This window comes from Actinophytocola sp. (genome assembly GCF_009379765.1).
Lineage (GTDB): Bacteria > Actinomycetota > Actinomycetes > Mycobacteriales > Pseudonocardiaceae > Actinophytocola.
In genome coordinates this window covers 1-17,685 of record NZ_WHTD01000079.1, presented here as the reverse complement: position 1 = coordinate 17,685, position 17,685 = coordinate 1, and the positions used below count along the sequence as shown (strand labels likewise).

Genomic DNA, 17,685 nt, shown 5'->3' with positions numbered 1-17,685 from the left:
GGGCGGTGAGCCGGCTGAGCAGAGTGGAGACCCGGGAGCGCAACCGCGCGAAGATGCTGGCCGCGGCGCGGTCCGAGTTCGCCGAGCGCGGCTTCCGGGACGCGAAGATCGACGAGATCGCGGAGCGGGCGGAGCTCACCCGCGGCGCGGTCTACTCGAACTTCCCCGGCAAGCGCGCCCTGTACTTCGCGGTGCTGGCCGAGGCGTCGCCGCCGCGCCGGTGCCGCCGCTCCCCTCGCTGGGCCACACGCCGCGGGAGGCACTCGGTTCGCTGGCTCGGGCGTGGGTGTCGCGTTCGGACAACCCCGACCTGTTCGCCGACCTGTTCGCCGAGGTTCCGCGCCGGCCGTACACGCAGCTGCTGCGGTTGAACGCGCTGCTGCTGAGCCTCGCGTTGGAGCGCCTGGACCCGCCCGAGCCGGGCGCCCGCCTGGTGCGGCTGGCGTCCACGGTGCTCACGGTGCTGCACGGCGCCAGCTCGCTGTCGACCGTCGCACCGGGCTTCGAGGAGCCCTTCGACGTGATCGGCGCATGCGAGCGGCTGGCGACCCTCGAGCTGAACGACTGGTGGGCCCCGCCGCCCGCGGTCCCGCCCGTGGCGCCGGCCGACGCCGGGTGGTCGCCGCCCGACGCGGTGGACCTGGTGACCGGCGCACCGGCCCGCCTGGGCGACGGCGTGGTGGCGGTCGTCGGCCTGCACCGCCTGGCAGCGCTCGAGGAAGCGGTCCGGGGTGGGTTCGGCACCGCGCCGACCGCGGGAGTCACCGCCGTGCTGGTCACCAACGAGCCGGCCGAGCTGGGCCCGCTCGCCCGCCTGACCGTCACCGAGCTGTGCGGCTGCCTGCGCCAGTCCTTCCCGGAACGGGCGTGGCCCGAGCTACAGGTGGTGCTGGACGAGCGGGCCGCGATCGCCGCGGCGGCCGGCGTCCCCGCGGTGAGCAACGAGACGGAGCACGTCCTGCGCGTCGAGGCCGGCCGGGTGGTCCAACGAGCCGAGGGTGCCGGCGCCGGCCAGGCCATCGCCACCACCGCCACCGCGCACTCGCGCCACCGGTAGCCACCCCACCAAGCCTCGCGAGTCCTGGGCGTTGGACTCGCGGGTCCGGAACGTTGGACTCGCGAGGATGGCACGGGTGGGGCCCCGGTGGCGGTGACACCGGGGCCCCGAGTCGAGCACGAGAAACTACACGGACTTCCGCGCGGACTTGCCGATGTCCGACTCCGTCGCGGCGTACATGATGGCGCTGCGCTCCAGCGATGTGATCACGCCGGCCTCCACCAGGTCGGTGGTCACCTTGTTGACGTGCTTCACGAAGCGGTTGTGGTTGCCGTACTCCGCGTTCTCCGCGATCAGGTCATTGATCGTGCAGCCGTTGCCGGTGTCGACGTTGGCCACGCCGGAGTCGTTGATCCCGATGATCACCGTGGCCCGGGTGTCGGAGTTGGGGCATTCATCGGAACCGGTCTCGACGATCGTGAACGAGCCGGACAGCTCGGCCGACACGTTGCCCGCCACGTCGGTCGCCCGGTAGGTCACCGTGTGGGTGCCGGCCGAGTCGACGGTGACGGGCTCGGTGTACACCGTCCACTCGCCGTCGTCCAGCTTGTACTCGACCGTCGCGACGCCGGAGTCGGCGTCGAACGCGTCCAGCGTCAGGGTCGCGCTGTCCAGGTAGTTCCAGCTCGCGTCCTGGGTGCCGGACACCAGCGCGGACACCGACGGGGGCACCGTGTCGTCGTTCGGGTCCTCGACGACCGTGAAGTCGACCGAGCCCTCCTCGGACACGTTGCCTGCCAGGTCCGTCGCCCGGTAGCTCACCGTGTGCGCACCCGCCGCGGTGACCTCGACCGGGTCGCCGTACGGAGCGAACGCTGCACCGTCCAACGAGTACTCGATGGACGCGACGCCGGAGCCCTCGTCGGTGGCCGACAAGGTGACGACCGCCGTGTTGACGTAGTTGCCGTCGGCGTCCTGCTCACCGACGACGGTGGCCGACGCGGTCGGCGCGGTGGTGTCCTGCTCCACCACGGTGAAGTGCGCCATGCCCTCGTCGGACACGTTGCCGGCGACGTCGGTGGCCCGGTAGCTCACCATGTGCTCGCCGGGCGCGTTGACGGTGACCGGCGCGCTGTACGCCGTCCACTCGCCGTCGTCCAGCTTGTACTCCACCGATGCCACGCCGGAACCCTCGTCGGTCGCGGCGATGGTGACGACCGCGGCGTCGATGTAGTTGCCGTCGGCGTCCTGCTCACCGGACACCTCCGCGGACACCGACGGCGGGGTGGTGTCCTCGGTGCTGCCGTCGACGATCCGGAACGGCGTCGAACCCGTCTCGGACGCGTTGCCCGCGGCGTCGGTGGCCCGGTACTGCACGGTATGGTCACCGAACGCGGTGACCGTCACCGGCTCGGTGTACGGGTGGAACCCGGTGTCGTCGATCTCGTACTCCACCGTGGCCACCCCGGAACCGTCGTCCGTGGCGGTGACGGCGACGGTGGCGCTGTTGACGAAGTTGCCGTCGGCGTCCTGGTCACCGGTCACCTCGGCCGACACGGTCGGCGGCGTGGTGTCCTCCTCATCGTCCGCGACGACGGTGAAGTCCTCCATGCCCTCGGCGGACGTGTTGCCCGCGACATCGGTGGCCCGGTAGTGCAGCATGTGGTCGCCCACGGCGTCCACCACGACCGGCGCGGTGTAGGTCGTCCAGGCCGCACCGTCCAACTGGTACTCCACACTGTCCACACCGGACGAGTCGTCCGTGGCGGTCAGGGTGGCGGTCGCGCTGCCGACGTAGTTGCCGTCGGCGTCCTGCTCACCGGTGAGCTGTGCGGTCACGACGGGCGGGGTGGTGTCATCGCCGCCGTCGGTGACGGTGAACTCACCGTTCATCGTGCTGTGGCCCGGGATCGAGCAGAAGAACCGGTACTTGCCCGGGGTCAGGGTCGCCTGCACCTCGTGCCGCCCGCCGTTCGAGTCGAGCGGGCTGGCGGTGATATTCACGTTCACGTCGTGGTTGTAGCCGGGGGTGGACGTGTCGAACGTCAGCGTATGGGTCATGAAGGTCGTGTTGCCGGTCGCCGTACTGTTCTCGAACACGATCGTCGTCTCACCCGACACCGCGGTGGTCGGGGCGGAGGCGTACGCGGTGGTGCTGTCGTTGGCGGTCCAGGTCAGGGTCTGCGCGGCGGCGACGGCATCGCCCGCCGCGGGTGGGGACGTGTTGGGCGAGGCCGAGGCCGGCATCGCCACCAGCCCCAGCACGGTCACCGCCGCGCCGAGCGCGGCGAGAAAAGGTCGGAACATGGCACCTTCCAAAGGGACGAGCAAAGGTGAGGGCCGGCCGGTGCGGGATGGACCCGCACCGGCCGACCGCTCGGTTACAGCTGCCGCACCCGGATGTTGCGGAACTCGATCAGATCGTTGTCACTGTGGTTCTGCAGCCCGACGAAGCCGCTGGCGAACTGCCGCAGATCCGTCGGCGGGTCACCGGCACGGGAGGACTCCTGCCCCGGTGTGTTGTCGAACTCGTTGATCACCACGCCGTTGCGGGTGATCGTGTAGTGCTGCCCGACAACCCGGACCTCGTACTCGTTCCACTGGTTCTTCGGCGTCACGCCGGCATCCGCGAGCGGCACCAGGTCGAAGTTGTAGATCGACCCGGTCTTCTGCGGCTCCCCGGTGTCGCCGTCGTAGATCTGGACCTCCTGTCCACAGTAGATCGCGACCCACGCCTCCGACGACCGTGCGGATCCGGTGGTGCCACAGCTGCCGGGCGGGCGCTGCGCCAGCGGTGTCCGAGGATCAGGGAACCGGACGAAGATGCCGCTGTTCGCGCGGTGCCCTTCCGGTGCGATGTCCCGGAACTGGACCTTCATCGAGAAGTCGCCGTACGCCTGCTGGGCGTACCACAGCATCCCGAGCCCGCCCGCGGATCTGAGCGAGCCGTCCTTCTGGATCGCGAAGTTCCCGGACGGGGCCTGCGCCCACCCGTACAAGGACGTGTCGGTCCCGTCGTAGATCGCGTCGTACCCGGTGGTGCCGGGTTCCCCGATCGGGGACTTCTTGGCGTCCTGGTTCAGGGTCTTCTGCTGCTTGGCGTTGAGGATGCCGAGCCTCTTCAGCTGGTCGGTCACCTTCTCGACATGGGTGACGAAGGCGTTGTGGGAGCCCCACGTGCTCTCGTCGTCGATCAGGTCGTCGACCTTGCAGCCGCCGCCGGCGTTCTTGTTGTTCACCTTGGTGTCGGTGTCGCCGAAGGTCACCTTGGTGTTCGGGTCCGAGACCACACAGCCGACGCTGATGTTCGTCCGGATGAGCGCGGTCTCGCCGTCCGCGTAGGTCACGGTCACCTTGGCGGTGTACGGACCGACCCGGGTGTAGGCGTGCCGCGGGTTGGCCTCGGTCGACGTCTTGCCGTCACCGAAGTCCCAGTCCCAGGCCACGCCGCCGGCCTTCGTACCACTGAACTGGTAGGTCAGCGGCTTGTTCTGGACCGCCACCGCCCCGACCGACGACGCCGCCGGCAGCGGGGTGGGCGGACCACCCTGGTAGGTCACCCGGATCAGCTTCTGGTTCTGGTCCAGGGAGAAGAACCCACCGGCGTAGTCGAGCATGTAGAGCGCGCCGTCCGGGCCGAACTTCGCGTCCATCCAGCTCTGCAACCTGTCGTCGCCGCCGCCGTTGGGGAGGATCTGCCGCAGCGTCTCGGCGAAGACCGGCGGCTGGTGCGTCGGGACGCCCGCCGGGTCGACAGTCACCGCGACACGGTTGCGCGAGTTGGACTCGTCACCGATGAACCACTTGTCGTCCCAGTACTTCGGCCACGCGACACCGCTGTCGGTGTCGACCCGGTCGTAGTGGTAGGTCGGACCGGACATGATCGCCTGGCCGCCACCCTGCAGGTACGGCTGGGTGTAGGTGGCGTCCGCCGCGTTGTAGGTCGGGATCGAGCTGTCCGGCCGCTTCGGGAAGACCGGGCCACCGCCGTCGGGCGAGTACCAGATCATGTTGTCCCGGATCGGCGGGAGCTCGACCTGGCCGGTGTTGCGCGGCGAGGTGTTCAGCGGGTGGTCACAGTCGTACCAACCGGTCAGCACCTCGGCGTCGACGTTGCTGCGGTCGCGGTACGGCTGCCGGTTGCCCATGCAGTACGGCCAACCGTGGTTGCCCGCGTCGGTGATGATCGTCGCGGTCTCGTACTTCGCCGGCCCGAGGTCGGGGTTCGGCGAACCCGCGTCCGGACCGACCCAGCCGGCGGTCAGCCAGTCGTGCTCGGGGTCGATCGCGATGCGCGCGATGTTGCGCACGCCCATCACGTAGATCTCCGGCTTGGTCTTCGGCGTACCCGGCGCGAAGAGGTTGCCCTCGGGGATCGTGTAGGTGCCGTCCGCCTCCGGGTGAATCCGGATGATCTTGCCCGCGAGGTCGTTGGTGTTACCCGCGGTGCGGCGAGCGTCCTGGAAGGACACGCCCTTGTACTCCTGGGTCCAGTTGTTCCCGGAGTAGCCGCTCGATCCCTGCGACGAGTTGTTGTCACCGGAACCGACGTAGAGGTTGCCCTCCGCGTCGAAGGCCATGCCGCCGCCGGCGTGGCAGCAGCTGTGGATCTGGACCGGCCACTCCATGAGGTCCTTGCGGGTGGCCTGGTCGATCGTGTCGTTCTCGAAGTCGTAGGTCAGCCGGGAGATGGTCCGGTAACCGATCCGGTTGTCGCGGTCGATCGACTCGTGCGGCATCCAGTAGACGTAGAGCCAGCCGTTGTCCGCGAAGTTCGGGTCCGGCACGATGCCGAGCAGACCCTCCTCGTTCTTGACCAGCTCGCTACCACTGCCGCGGTTGCCCATGACGTCCAAGGTGGTCAGCAGCTTGGCCGTCTTGGTCTCGGGGTCCCACCGGTGGATCGTGCCGCAGCCCAGACCCACGTTCGGGTCCTCCCAGTCCACGATCGGACCGGTCGGGCACGCGGCCTTGCCGACGTAGAACACCGTGCCGTCGGGCGCGATCGCCATGCCGTGCGGCTCGCCGATCTGGTCGAGCTGGCCGGTCGCGTTGGGTGCGGTCAGCCGCTCGATCTTGTAGTTCGACGCGATCGTCGCCTGGCAGTCCGCGCGGACCATGCCGGTCGTCCACCGGAGCGCACCGAGCAGGTGACTGCGGAACGCGGCCTCGCCGTAGCTGCCGGTGGTGCCGCCCATGCCAGTGTAGAAGGAGCGGCCGCCGTCGACGTCACGGCACCAGGAGATCGGGTGGAACGGACCGTTCGCTCCCTGGCCCGGGTCGTACTTCCACTCCTCGACCTGCGCCACCGTGTGGACGGTGCCGACCGGGTTCGTGGCCCAGTTGCGCCACCGGTCCGTGCGGGTGATGTTGAGCGGCAGGCCGGCGTTGGCCGGGTGCTCGCGGTCGGTGAGATCTACCACGGCCTCCTGCGGCTCCGGCTCCGGCGGGGGCACCGACTCCGCGGTGTAGAGGCCCCAGTCGGCCAGCTGGACCAGCGGCTCACCGTCGTTCGCGGTGATGTTGAGCCGGTAGTTCGAGTACGCCGTGGTGTTGGTGATCTCGAACTCGCGGCGCTGGAAGCGCTCCGGGAAGTCCTGGTTGGTCTGGGTGTCGAGGTCGACCCAGGTGGTCCCGTCCTGGGACCCCTGGAAGGTCCAGTTCTTCGGGTCCCGGCCGTCGAAGTCGTTGGCCGAGGTGAGCGCGTACTTGGTGACCACGGCCGGCGCGGCGAGCTGGTAGGCGACCCAGCCGGTCGGATCGAACGCCAACCACTTGGTGTTCTCGTTGCCGTCGGTCAGATTTTCCTTGGTCTCCCTCGGCGGGTTCTCCGCGCTGGCGGTCACGACGGCGACCGGCAGGGCCGGGGGCAGCGAGCCGACCGGGCGGGCGCCGATCAGGCCGGTGAACCAGTCGGAGTCGGGCTGGAACTTCGACGCGTCGGACACGCCGAGGTAGCCGTTGCCGGCCTTGATGTAGTTCTGGAGCGCAGTCTCCTGCGCGTTGCTGAGGGACACGCCCTCCGCGGAGAGGAACACCACGCCACGGAAGTGGGCGAGGTTCTCCGGGGTGAACGCGGCCGGGTCGGTGGTGACCGACACCGCCATGCCGTTCTGCTGGCCGAGGCCCGCGATGGCGTCGGTCGCGCGGACGACCGGGTCGAGCTGGTCCGCGGCAGCACCGTGGAAGACCAGCACGTTCACCGGCGCGACGGTCGCGGCCGCCTGCGCGACCGGCGCGTTGGTACCGGTCACCGCCGGGGCGAGCAGCGTGCCGAACGCCATGGCCGCGCTGATCATCACCACCCCGGTGGTTCTCAGTCCTCGCCGCCGGGACAAGCTTCTGGGAACTCTTCGTCCCATCCCGTGCTCCTTCATTGGTGGTTGGGGATTGTCTGGTTGTCGTGCTGGTCAGCTGTGGCCGGTGTGCGCGCCGGGGGCGACGTTCTGCGCGGTCGTGGACTCCGCGTGCACGTGGCCGTGGAAGCGGTCGATCGCCTCCTGCGCGCCGGGGGGCATGCTTCCGTCCGGGTTGCGGACGAGGAAGATGCCGACCATCCCTCCGTCGGCGTGGGACTGGACGTGGCAGTGGTACATCCACGCGCCGGGGCCTACGCCCTCACCGGCGAGCACCTGGAAGCCGAAGGAGCTGCCCGGGTCGAGGTTCCGGTTGTCGACCACGTGGCTGTAGTCGCCGTCGCCGCGCAGCATGCCGGTGCGGGTGTCCGCCCAGCGGTGCGCGTGCAGGTGGAAGGTGTGCGGGAAGCTGCCGTGCCCGACGCACACGAACTCCACCCGCTGGCCCTGGTTGGCCTCGAACATCGGCGTGTCGGGAGCCACCTTGTTGTTGATGGACATCTCGTTGAACACGATGGTGAACTGCTTGTCCGGCAACAGGTCCCCGGCGCGGCGCACGATCAGGCCGCCGTAGAGGCCCTTCATGATGCCGCCGCTGCCGTGGTCGGTGCCCATGGCGTGGTCGTGGTAGTGCCAGAAGCCGGCGCTGCCCGGCATGTAGAAGCCGCCGCCCGCCTTGTACTGGGCGCGGGTACGCCAGACATAGGTGCGGGTCTCGCCCGGCTCGTTGAAGGAGGCGTTGAGCGGGGACCCGTCGGAGGTGGTCTCGTAGTTGACGCCGTGCGGGTGGATCGACAGGCGCTCGGTCGTGTTGTTGACGAGCTCGATCTCGAGGGTGTCGCCCTCGTAGATCTCCAGCAGTGGGCCGGGGATCGTGGCCTCACCGGGTGCCAGCCCGTAGCCGAACAGCCCGCCGGGCAGGGCTTCGGCGTAGACGGTGATCTTGCGGAGCTTGCCCTTCGGCTGACCTTGGGCAAGGGCGAAGGGCGCGGCCGCACCACCGACCGCGATCGGGGCGACGAGGCCCACGGCGGCGCCGGCCAGCATGGAGCGGCGTGACCACCGGCCGGGTTGAGGGCTTTCGTCCATCGTGGATCTCCATTCGGACAAGGGGAAACGGGGTCGTCAGGACTGACCTAGGGAGTCCGGCCGATATCGGGGCACGGCAGGACGGGCAGGGGTGGGGTTGGGAGATCGGCGGCGTGGCGCACCGTGAATGGCACGCCGGTCCGCGGACGGCGCACGACGATGGAACCCGCGTGCCGCTGCGGTGACATCCGTTGTCACGCTGCCTCGCCTTTCGGCCCGGTGTCTGCGCCGGGCTGGCCCTCGGTTGGCTGAGCCGCTTCCGATCAAACGTGTCGAACTTATGTCGCCCAGCGACAAAAGTTAAGAGGCCAAACGGCCTAATACGTGACCCACGGCACCGATCCTGACCGTTTCACCTGCATCGTCACCGTGTGTTAGTTCAACACTTGGCCGAAAGAGTTCGGGACAGATCGGACGCCCGAGCGGCGGTTTGGATCAAATATGGACCGGTGACGTGCAGGTGACCGTACTCATGGCGGCGCGCGGCAGGTCGTCGGCGCCGGCGGCCGGCGCGCCACGCGTGACCGGCTCGGCGGTCAACGGGACGGGCGCGCGGACGAGGCATCGCCATCTAGTGACCGGGCGGCAGGAGCTGCTGGACGACGGCGTCGCCGAGCCACGTCTGATCTCGGCTACCGTGCCTACCGTGGACGGGTTCGCGAACAGGCGTGGGGTGGCACTCGCGCTGCTCGTCGCGCTGCTCGCGCTCTTCGGGTCGGCCGCGCCCGCTCAGGCCGACGCCGCGCCCGGCGCGCCCGGCACCGTCACGGTCGGCATGGTCGACATCGCGGCGACCACCCCGCAGGCGCCGGCCCCGCAGCACAGCACGCCCGACATCCCGCTGGCCGCCGGGGATCCGGCCGCCGACCTGACCCCGCCGGCCCCGACCGCGCAGCGCTCCCCCGCGACCACCGGCGAGCAGCCGCGCGCGCACCGGCAGCCGGCGGCCGACCGGGCACCTCCGGCACGACAGGTGGATCTGTAGCCCACCCGGCACGCGGCGACCGCCCGTGCCGCACATCCCCTGTCACGCATCCCTGTCACTGGAGGAAAACCCGTGTCGCGCACCCCCGCGCGGCGAGGTCCACTGACCCGCGCGCTACTGTCGCTCGCCGTCCTCGCCGTCACCACCTACCTGCTCATGACCACCGCCCCGCGCCTCGGCCTCGACCTGCGCGGCGGCACCCAGATCGTCCTCGAGACCCGCGACTCGCCGACCACGAAGGCCGACGAGGAGACCACCGACCGCACCCTCGAGGTGCTCCGCCGCCGGGTCGACGCGCTCGGCGTCGCCGAGCCGATGCTCGCCCGGTCCGGCACGAACCGGATCGTCGTCGAGCTGCCCGATGTCCGCGACCCCGCCGAGGCGGTCGAGGTGATCGGCCGGACCGCCGCGCTGAGCTTCCACCCGGTGCTCGACCCCGCCGCACCGGCCGCGAAGGTCCTGCCCGACGAGTCCGGCCAGCAGCTGCCGCTCGGGCCGGCCGCGCTCAGCGGGGACGGTGTCACCGATGCCAGCGCCGCCCGCGACCCCCAGGGCGTCGGCTGGGCCGTCGGCATCGAGTTCCGGGACGGCGAGGCGTGGCGGCGGCTCACCGCCGACGCCGCGTGCGCGCTACCGGCGACCCCGCCCGCCGGGTCGCGATCGTGCTGGACGAGGAGGTGATCTCCGCACCGCAGGTCGACCCGTCGATCCGGTGCGGCGTCGGCATGCCCGGGGACAGCACCCAGATCACCGGCCGGTTCAGCCAGGCCGAGGCCAGCGACCTGGCACTGCTGATCACCGCGGGCGCGCTGCCGGTGCCGGTCGAGGTGGTCGAGCAGCGGACCGTCGGCCCCACGCTCGGCGCCGAGGCGATCGAGGTCAGCGCGCGGGCCGCGGTGATCGGGCTCGCGCTGATCGCGTTGTTCCTCGTCGCGGTGTACCGGCTCGCCGGACTTGTCGCGGTGGTGGCGCTCGTCGCCTACGCGGCGGTGTCCTACGCGGCGCTGCTCGCGATCGGCGCGACGCTGACCCTGCCGGGGCTCGCCGGGTTCGTGCTGGCCATCGGCATGGCGGTGGACGCCACCGTGCTGGCGTTCGAACGGGCCCGCGAGGTGGGCGGGCTCCTACCCAGGGCGGCCGAACGCGGGTTCCGCGGCGCGCTCTCTGCGATCGTGGACTCGAACGTCACCACGCTGCTGGCGGCGGGCCTGCTGTTCTGGCTGGCGTCGGGGCCGGTTCGCGGCTTCGGGGTGACCCTCACCGTCGGCGTGCTCGCGTCGATGTTCACCTCGCTCGTGCTGACCCGGCTGCTGCTGGTGGCGACGCTCCGCTCGCCCCTCGGCCGGTGGCCCGCATTGTCGGGCATCGCGCACGAGGGCCCGGTGCGCCGCTGGGTCCATCGGCGGAACCCGGACTTCCTGTCCCGGCCGCGACGCTGGCTGACGGGTGCGCTCGTGGCGGTCGGGCTGGCACTGGTCGGCCTGGTCGCGGTCGGACCGAACCTGGGCGTCGAGTTCACCGGCGGCCGCGTGCTGGAGTACGCGGTCCCGAGCGCCGACGTGGACCAGGTGCGGGACGCGGTGGCCGATGCCGGCTTCCCCCGCGCGGTCGTGCAGCTGTCCGACGCCGACGCGGTGGCGGTCCGCACCGAACCGGTCGACGACGCGGGCGCGGCCCGGATCCAGGCCGCGGTCGAGTCGGTCACGGGGTCGGCGGAGGAGGTGCGCGACGAGCAGATCGGGCCGAGCATGGGCGCGGAGCTGCGCGTCCAGGCGCTGGTCGCGCTGGGCCTCGCGGTGGTGGCGCAGCTGAGCTACCTGGCGGTGCGGTTCGACTGGCGCCTCGGGCTCGCCGTGGTCGCCGCGCTGGCCCAGGACGTGCTGCTCGTGCTGGGCATCTTCGCCTGGCTGGGCAAGACGATGGACGGCGTGTTCCTGGCCGCGCTGCTGACCGTCATCGGCTACTCGGTGAACGACTCGGTGGTGGTGTTCGACCGGGTGCGCGAGCTGCGCGGGCAACGCAGGCGCGACCCGTTCGCCCGGGTCGTCGGCGCGGCCGTGCTGCAGACGTTGCCCCGCACGGTGAACACGGGCATCGGGGTGATGTTCGTGCTGGGCGCGCTCCTGTTCCTGGGCGACGGCTCGCTGGCCGACTTCGCGCTCGCGCTGCTCCTGGGCCTGGTCGTCGGCACGGTGTCCACAGTGGCCACCGCGGGCCCGCTGGCGGTGGTGCTGGACCGCAGGTGGCCCGGCGCGGGCCGGCGCCGCACCCCGGCCCCGCGCCCGACCCGTCAGGACAGCGGCGCGGTGGTCTGATCCGGATGATCGAGGACGGTCTCCAGGACGACGATCGTCTGCGTGCCGGTCACGCCGTCGATCTCGAACAGGCGGCGTAGGACGTCCTGGAGCTCCTCGGTCGTCGCCGTGCGGATCTTCACCAGCAGCGACGCCGACCCCGCGATGATGTGCGCCTCCCGGATCTCCGGGATGGTCGCGAGGGCATCGCGGGTCGGCTGGTCGCCCATCCACGCGTTGGCGTCGATCATCACGAACGCCAGCACCGCCTCGCCGACAGCGGCCGGGTCCACGTCGACCGTGGTGCGCCGGATGACGCCGCGTTCGCGCAGCTTGCGGACGCGCTCGTGGGCCGCGCCCGCCGACAGGCCGACGGCCTGGCCGAGCGCGGCGTAGGACTGGGTCGCGTCGCGGCGGAGCTGGGCGAGCAGCGCACGGTCCAGATCGTCGACCATATGAGCTCCAATCAGATCGGCGACACACCATATCTCATTCGGCATCGTGCGCTATCATCTGAACCAGATTCGAAGAGGAGCACATGATGGTCGACACGATCCCCACCACCTTCCAGCTCGTCGACAAGCGGTTCCACGGCGTCGACGGAGACTTCGTGATCGAGCGGCTGCACTCCGGCGCCCGCAAGTCCGAGGGACCCGCCTACTTCGCCGCGGGCCGCTACCTCGTCTGGAGCGACATCCCCAACGACCGCCTCCTGCGCTGGGACGAGACCACCGGCGAGGTCGGCGTGTTCCGCCACCATTCCGGCTACGCCAACGGCAACACGATCGACCGGCAGGGCCGGCTGGTCAGCTGCGAGCAGGGCAACCGCCGGGTCACCCGCACCGAGCACGACGGCACGGTCACCGTGCTCGCCACCCACCACGACGGCAAACGCCTCAACAGCCCCAACGACGTCGCCGTCCGCGCCGACGGCTCCGTCTGGTTCACCGACCCCGCCTACGGTATCGACGGCGACTACGAGGGCAACAAGGCCGAGAGCGAGATCGGCGCCTGCCACGTCTACCGCATCGACCAGCAGACCGGCGACGTCCGCGTGGTGGCCGACGACTTCTGCCGGCCCAACGGGCTCGCGTTCTCCGTCGACGAGCGACAGCTGTACATTGTGGACACCCGGCAGGAACCCAGCCACATCAGGCGCTTCGACGTCACCGGCGACGGCACGCTCACCGGCGGCGGCATCTTCGCCGAGTGCGACCACGGCAGGTTCGACGGCATCCGGCTCGACGACGCCGGCCGGGTCTGGGCCGCCGCGTGGGACGGCGTGCACTGCTTCGACCCCGACGGCACGCTGATCGGCAAGCTGCTGCTGCCCGAGCCGGTCGCCAACCTCACCTTCGGCGGCCCGAAGCGCAACCACCTGTTCATCACCGCCGGGACCTCGGTGTACGCCCTGCGGGTGACCTTCAACGGGGCGGTCTATCCCGCCGCCTGACCGGGGTGGCCGGGCCCACCAGGGACGTTGTCGCGTGTGCTGACGGCGCGGTGCAGGGTGGCGCCGAACTCCAGCTCGATGCCGCCGTCGTCGTGCATCCGTTGCGCGCCGACGAAGAAAGCCTCGCGGAACGCCGCCGAGCGCTGCGCCGGCAAGCATCGAGCACCTGCTGGATGCCTTGCCGGCCGAGCCATTCCCACAGTGCGGCCGGGTCGGGCACGGTCTTCGGGATGTCGATCTCGGTCCGCGAGAGCCGCTCGAAACCGGCGTCGGTAGGAGGGTGTCGAGCTGGTCGGCGGTCATCGGGCCCGGTCCACCACCCGCGCCGAAGAACTCGGCGTTCAGGTCGTGCAGCCACCTCAGGCGGCCGACGGTCTGCCGCTCCAGCGACAGCGCGACCGTGCCGCCCGGGACGAGCACCCGGTGGAACTCGGCGAGCGCGGCGGCCGGGTCGTCGAGCACCTGGACGAGGAAGCCCGCCGTGACGACGTCGAACGAGGCGTCGGGTAAGTCCAGCTCACCGGCGTCGAGCCGGCGGGCGATGATCGTCGGGTAGTCGATGCGCAGCCGCTCGACCATGCCGGCCGACGCGTCGACCGCGGTCACCACGCAGCCGCGGGCGAGCGCGGCCCTGGCCACCGCGCCTCGCCCCGCGCCGACGTCCAGCACCCGGTCGCCCTGCTCGGTACTGGTCAACGACATCCACCTTCCGGTTGCGGAGTAGGCGCGGGTGGCGATCTACCTCCCGCGGAGTAGCCGAGGAGTAGTCGCGTGCCCGACGACTCGGCGCGTCCGGGCTGGGACTCTCTGTGTCGAACGTCGGTCCGACACAGCAGGAGATGACATGGGTACGCAAGCGCCGGCCACCTCGTCGGCTCGGGTCTGGACGATCGCCGGTCTGCTCGTCGGCGCGGTCGGGCTCGTCCTCCAGAAGCTCGGCGGCATCACCATGCCCGCCGTTCCGCCGGGTCTCATCTTCGTCCTGGTGGCCGCGGCCCAGATGGTCACCAAGCTCCGGTGGGCGGGGATCGTCGCGATCCTGGCCGGTGCGGCCGAGATCGCCGGCTTCTTCGGCAGCGGCTCCGCGTCCTACCTGACGAAGTTCGACGAGCTCGGCGCGACGGCCGGCTCGTGGCTCCGGATCGTCGGGGTGATCACGGCCGTGGTCGCCGGCATCCTGGCCGTGAAGGCGGCCTACAGCAAGCAGTCCCGGGCGGTCACCGCCTGAGGTCTGCACAGCGCCGGCACCGGTTCTCCCCCTCGACCGGTGCCGGCGCCTTCTTCTGCTCACCTGACTCTGGCCAGATACCCGTTGTCCAGCAACCACATCACCGACAGGTTCGCCGGGGCGCCCGGGACGAGCTCGCCGTCGAGCTGGTACTGCAGACCGCCGCCGACCTGGAAGAACCAGGGCGCGATCGGGCCCGCGTCGACATCGAAGGGGCGGCGCACCTGGTAGACGTGGTAGTTGCAGCCCGCGGCCGGGTTGCCGACCAGGTTGGCCGGCGGGATCGCCCGGGTGGTGTAAGGAAGTCCTTGCGGGGCAAGGAAGGCGCCGAACTCGCTGCCGTAGCGGTCGATGCGCGTGCCGCGCAGGAGGGTCTGCTCCCACGTGACCGCGTCCCCGTCGAAGCCGATGACGTAGCCGTCCTGTGGCGGGTAGCGCCAGGTGTTGGCGGCGTCGTCGTAGAAGACGTCGAGGAACTGTTCGGACGGGTGGTAGCCGGTGCGGCTGTAGCCGAGCAGTTGGGTGCCCACCGCGCCGAGCGTGGGGAGGCCCTGCGGGCCGAGCCGCCGGTCCCCGTAGTAGAGCTCGGTGGAACATTCGGTCGGAGATGTCAGTGCTGTCAGCGATGCCGGCGCCGCCTGTGCCACCGGCACGAGGGCGAACCCGACCAACAACCACGCGGCGACAATCGTGCCGACCCGCCGTGCCCATCTCATCTCCCGGCCTCCGGTGCTCGTGCGGAAATCCCCGGCCGAACGCTAGTGTCGCGTGACCCTGAAACCTTTACGCCGCTGCGGCCAACGCAGCCCCTGGCCGCGTTGGAGAAAAGCCCAAGTACAACCCGGTACGAGCGACTTTCCTCCGCCTTGCCAGGAGCCACGTTGATCCACAGCGGACGCAAAGGAACAGGATCACGCGACACTAGTGTCGCGCCTGGCACCGGCGGAATGTGTCCACACGGGATTCACCTGTTCGGCCGCACCAAGGTTCGCGAAAGCTCGCCATCGGATTTCGCCGGATCACCCGAACGTGGGAATTCCGTAAGGCCACCAGGTGAGAAATTCCGGCTTCGCACGGAAGCCGACGCGCGAAGTCCGGAAAGCCGCGGCTACCCGGTCACGTCGAGGATGGCCTTGCCGTTGACCCGGCGGTCGCGCAACGCCTGCGCCGCCTCGGCGAAGCTCTCGAGCGGTCCGCGCCAGCCGATCTCCACCGGGAGGTCGCCGGACTCGACGAGCCGCACCAGGTCGGCGAGATCCGCGCCGACCGGCCCATCGTTGATGAACGAGGTGAGCGACTTGGCCGGCCCGATGGTCGAGTACGGCGGGAACACCGCGGGCTCACCGGACGTCCACCCGATGCTCTGCAGGCTCCCGCCGGGCGCGAGCAGCTGCCAGGCCGCGACGAGCTGCGCCCCACCGACGTTGTCCAGCACGAGATCGACCGGCCCGGTGACGTTGTCCAGCCCCACAACGACCTCGTCCGCCAGGAGCCCCTCGGCGCGAGCCGCCGACCCGACCGAGGCGATCACGCGCGCGCCCGCGATCGCGGCGAGCCGCACCGCGAACCGCCCCACCCCGCCGGACGCGCCGGTGACCAGCACGCGCCGACCGAGCAAAGCGCCGCCCGCGCGCAACGCCCGCAACGCGGCGACCCCGGCCACCGGGAGCGCCGCCGCCCGCGCGAGATCGACCATGGCCGGCACCTCGGCCACGGAGTGGACGGGAACGACGACCCGCGCGGCGAACGCCCCGGCGGCCAACCCCACGACCCGGGTGCCGACGGGCAACGCCCCGCCGACCACCACCCCGGCGACGTCCGACCCGAGCACCGCGCCCGCCGGCACCCGCCCGGACCTCGCGTCGTTGAGGTCCCCGTAGTTCAGCGAGGTGTGCCGCACCTCGACGAGCACATCCCCGTCCCCGGCCACGGGCTCGGCGACGTCAGCGAGCCGCACCGCCCCCGGCGCGGCCGGATCCACCACGAGCGCACGCATCCAGAACCACCTTCCCGATGATCACCGGCAACCCGCGACGCACCGAGAAGATTCCCGCCGATCCCTGTCCAACTTCAGGAACGGGCGTCCACAGGTCATCATGTACAGCTGTGGAGTCCACCCGTGTGGATCGCTGGCTGTGGGCGGTCCGGCTGACCAAGACCCGACCGGATGCCGCCGCGGCCTGCCGGGGCGGGCACGTGCGCGTCAACGACCGGCCGGCCAAGCCCGCGACGACCGTGTCCGCCGGCGACGAGGTACGCGCCCGCGTTGGCGACAAGACCCGAGTCGTCGAAGTGGTCCGCGTGATCCAGAAACGGGTCGGCGCGACCGACGCCGCCACCTGCTACATCGACCGAACCCCAGCCCCACCTCCGGAAGAGTCCACACCCGTCGCCCGCCGGGACCGAGGCACCGGGCGACCGACGAAAAGAGACCGCCGAATTCTCGACAAGTTCCGCACCGGCCAATACTGAAACGCGCCCGAGCACCATTCCATCGGGGCGCGGCGAGGCACGGCCGATTCAAGATCAGGAGGCGAGTTCGAGGATTTGAAGTTGTCGATGCATGAAGCGGCCCGCCCATGGGTTGTTACCGGGTAACTGGTCAGGTCATCGAGTTGCTGGCAGCCGGGGGTGCCCTCGGCGAGCATGACGAGGGTGTCGAAGAAGTGTTTGCCGTGTTTGATCCCGATCTGGGCGACCGAGCGGTCGCGGTGGACCTGGAAAGCCGGCGACTCGGGATCGAGTGCGTCGGCTCCGGTGGTGTTGGGCCTCGGCGACCAGTTTCCGCATGGCAACCGGCGCGTCGGCGGCCTCGGTAGCCCAGCACCAGTCGGCCCGATGGCCGCGACCTCGGCGACGGCGGCCAACTCCCGCAGGGCGTGCGCGCAACACAGTTGGCGTTCGACCTCGAGGTAGGTGTCATAGGGTGCCCACGCGTCGTGCACCGCGACACCACGGAACCGGCCCAGCACACCGGCATCGTCGATGCCCTTGCGGCCACGCCTGGCGTGGCAGGTGATCAGGATGTACTTACAGGTACAGGATGATCGCGGTGATCCGCGGCCCGTACTGCACCGGAGCCGTCACACCCGCGGGGCAGTGCGCCCAGCCCTTCGTGGAGGCGTAGCGGATCTCACCACGGGTTCAAGCCTTGGCGGACACCGAGACCATCTGATCGTCCACTCCGGACAACCGGCGCTGCCGCTTCCCCCGGCCATGTCGCCTATCTCGCAGGGGGCGCGGCAACGTCTACGTGGTCGGTTCCACGAGGCGGGCCGGGATG

The 17,685-nt window shown here is 70.5% G+C and carries 13 protein-coding genes and 3 pseudogenes; 7 read left to right on the top strand and 9 right to left on the bottom strand.

What is annotated here, in order from left to right; all coding sequences use genetic code 11:
- The first annotated feature begins 5 nt into the window (after positions 1-5).
- Positions 6-1,057: pseudogene (locus GEV28_RS23230) on the top strand (TetR/AcrR family transcriptional regulator).
- A gap of 126 nt (positions 1,058-1,183) precedes the next feature.
- Here GEV28_RS23230 and GEV28_RS23225 read toward each other — a convergent pair.
- The 3 genes from GEV28_RS23225 to GEV28_RS23215 form a co-directional block, all read right to left on the bottom strand.
- Positions 1,184-3,304 carry a plastocyanin/azurin family copper-binding protein gene (locus tag GEV28_RS23225; RefSeq protein ID WP_291414233.1) on the bottom strand — a complete coding sequence of 707 codons (2,121 nt, stop codon included), beginning with the start codon at positions 3,302-3,304 and terminating at the stop codon, positions 1,184-1,186.
- Positions 3,305-3,378: 74 nt separating this feature from the next.
- Positions 3,379-7,296 (bottom strand): ThuA domain-containing protein, encoded by a 3,918-nt coding sequence (locus GEV28_RS23220; RefSeq protein WP_291414232.1) that lies wholly within the window; start codon positions 7,294-7,296, stop codon positions 3,379-3,381.
- 111 nt (positions 7,297-7,407) lie between these two features.
- Positions 7,408-8,442, bottom strand: coding sequence for a multicopper oxidase domain-containing protein (locus tag GEV28_RS23215; RefSeq protein ID WP_291414231.1), 1,035 nt, complete (start codon positions 8,440-8,442; stop codon positions 7,408-7,410).
- A gap of 454 nt (positions 8,443-8,896) precedes the next feature.
- Between GEV28_RS23215 and GEV28_RS23210 the strand changes: the two genes are divergently transcribed.
- The 3 genes from GEV28_RS23210 to secF all read left to right on the top strand — a co-directional run bounded on the left by GEV28_RS23210 (position 8,897) and on the right by secF (position 11,742).
- Positions 8,897-9,427 carry a hypothetical protein gene (locus GEV28_RS23210; RefSeq protein WP_291414230.1) on the top strand — a complete coding sequence of 177 codons (531 nt, stop codon included), beginning with the start codon at positions 8,897-8,899 and terminating at the stop codon, positions 9,425-9,427.
- 72 nt (positions 9,428-9,499) lie between these two features.
- Entirely contained in the window at positions 9,500-10,108 is a 609-nt protein-coding gene (locus GEV28_RS42495; protein WP_367115165.1) for a hypothetical protein, read from the top strand.
- Positions 10,051-11,742 carry a protein translocase subunit SecF gene (gene secF / locus GEV28_RS23205; RefSeq protein WP_367115164.1) on the top strand — a complete coding sequence of 564 codons (1,692 nt, stop codon included), beginning with the start codon at positions 10,051-10,053 and terminating at the stop codon, positions 11,740-11,742. Before GEV28_RS42495 ends, secF begins: the two co-directional genes overlap by 58 nt.
- Here secF and GEV28_RS23200 read toward each other — a convergent pair.
- Positions 11,718-12,176 carry an Lrp/AsnC family transcriptional regulator gene (locus GEV28_RS23200; RefSeq protein WP_291414229.1) on the bottom strand — a complete coding sequence of 153 codons (459 nt, stop codon included), beginning with the start codon at positions 12,174-12,176 and terminating at the stop codon, positions 11,718-11,720. The genes secF and GEV28_RS23200 overlap by 25 nt on opposite strands.
- 86 nt (positions 12,177-12,262) lie before the next feature.
- On the opposite strand from GEV28_RS23200, the gene GEV28_RS23195 reads away from it, so the two are divergent.
- On the top strand, positions 12,263-13,174 hold the full coding sequence (locus GEV28_RS23195) for an SMP-30/gluconolactonase/LRE family protein (RefSeq protein WP_291414254.1): 912 nt from the start codon (positions 12,263-12,265) through the stop codon (positions 13,172-13,174).
- Here the strand turns inward: GEV28_RS23195 and GEV28_RS23190 are convergent.
- Positions 13,159-13,329 carry a hypothetical protein gene (locus GEV28_RS23190; protein ID WP_291414228.1) on the bottom strand — a complete coding sequence of 57 codons (171 nt, stop codon included), beginning with the start codon at positions 13,327-13,329 and terminating at the stop codon, positions 13,159-13,161. The genes GEV28_RS23195 and GEV28_RS23190 overlap by 16 nt on opposite strands.
- A 232-nt stretch (positions 13,330-13,561) precedes the next feature.
- Positions 13,562-13,876 (bottom strand): annotated as a pseudogene (locus GEV28_RS42490) (class I SAM-dependent methyltransferase); the annotation flags it as partial.
- 142 nt (positions 13,877-14,018) lie between these two features.
- On the opposite strand from GEV28_RS42490, the gene GEV28_RS23175 reads away from it, so the two are divergent.
- Positions 14,019-14,402, top strand: a complete 384-nt coding sequence (locus tag GEV28_RS23175; RefSeq protein WP_291414225.1) for a hypothetical protein — start codon at positions 14,019-14,021, stop codon at positions 14,400-14,402.
- A gap of 59 nt (positions 14,403-14,461) precedes the next feature.
- Here GEV28_RS23175 and GEV28_RS23170 read toward each other — a convergent pair whose 3' ends face one another.
- Both GEV28_RS23170 and GEV28_RS23165 read right to left on the bottom strand, forming a co-directional pair.
- The gene (locus GEV28_RS23170; protein ID WP_291414224.1) at positions 14,462-15,118 is read right to left on the bottom strand and encodes a TNT domain-containing protein; all 657 of its coding nucleotides are present in this window, start codon (positions 15,116-15,118) and stop codon (positions 14,462-14,464) included.
- Positions 15,119-15,510: 392 nt separating this feature from the next.
- On the bottom strand, positions 15,511-16,398 hold the full coding sequence (locus tag GEV28_RS23165; RefSeq protein ID WP_291414223.1) for a zinc-binding dehydrogenase: 888 nt from the start codon (positions 16,396-16,398) through the stop codon (positions 15,511-15,513).
- Positions 16,399-16,508: 110 nt separating this feature from the next.
- Here GEV28_RS23165 and GEV28_RS23160 point away from each other — a divergent pair, with 110 nt between their 5' ends.
- Complete coding sequence (locus GEV28_RS23160) at positions 16,509-16,874, top strand: RNA-binding S4 domain-containing protein (protein ID WP_291414222.1); 366 nt, start codon at positions 16,509-16,511, stop codon at positions 16,872-16,874.
- Between the two features lie 389 nt (positions 16,875-17,263).
- On the opposite strand, the pseudogene GEV28_RS23155 reads toward GEV28_RS23160, so the two are convergent.
- Positions 17,264-17,422, bottom strand: a pseudogene (locus GEV28_RS23155) (transposase); the annotation flags it as partial.
- Between the last annotated feature and the right edge of the window lie 263 nt (positions 17,423-17,685).

What these genes read in the sequence shown, in the direction of transcription:
- GEV28_RS23225 (WP_291414233.1), bottom strand. Translation starts at nt 3,304, where the DNA reads ATGTTCCGACCTTTTCTCGCCGCGCTCGGCGCGGCGGTGACCGTGCTG.
- GEV28_RS23220 (WP_291414232.1), bottom strand. Translation starts at nt 7,296, where the DNA reads ATGATCAGCGCGGCCATGGCGTTCGGCACGCTGCTCGCCCCGGCGGTG.
- GEV28_RS23215 (WP_291414231.1), bottom strand. Translation starts at nt 8,442, where the DNA reads ATGGACGAAAGCCCTCAACCCGGCCGGTGGTCACGCCGCTCCATGCTG.
- GEV28_RS23200 (WP_291414229.1), bottom strand. Translation starts at nt 12,176, where the DNA reads ATGGTCGACGATCTGGACCGTGCGCTGCTCGCCCAGCTCCGCCGCGAC.
- GEV28_RS23195 (WP_291414254.1), top strand. Translation starts at nt 12,263, where the DNA reads ATGGTCGACACGATCCCCACCACCTTCCAGCTCGTCGACAAGCGGTTC.
- GEV28_RS23175 (WP_291414225.1), top strand. Translation starts at nt 14,019, where the DNA reads ATGGGTACGCAAGCGCCGGCCACCTCGTCGGCTCGGGTCTGGACGATC.
- GEV28_RS23170 (WP_291414224.1), bottom strand. Translation starts at nt 15,118, where the DNA reads ATGAGATGGGCACGGCGGGTCGGCACGATTGTCGCCGCGTGGTTGTTG.
- GEV28_RS23165 (WP_291414223.1), bottom strand. Translation starts at nt 16,398, where the DNA reads ATGCGTGCGCTCGTGGTGGATCCGGCCGCGCCGGGGGCGGTGCGGCTC.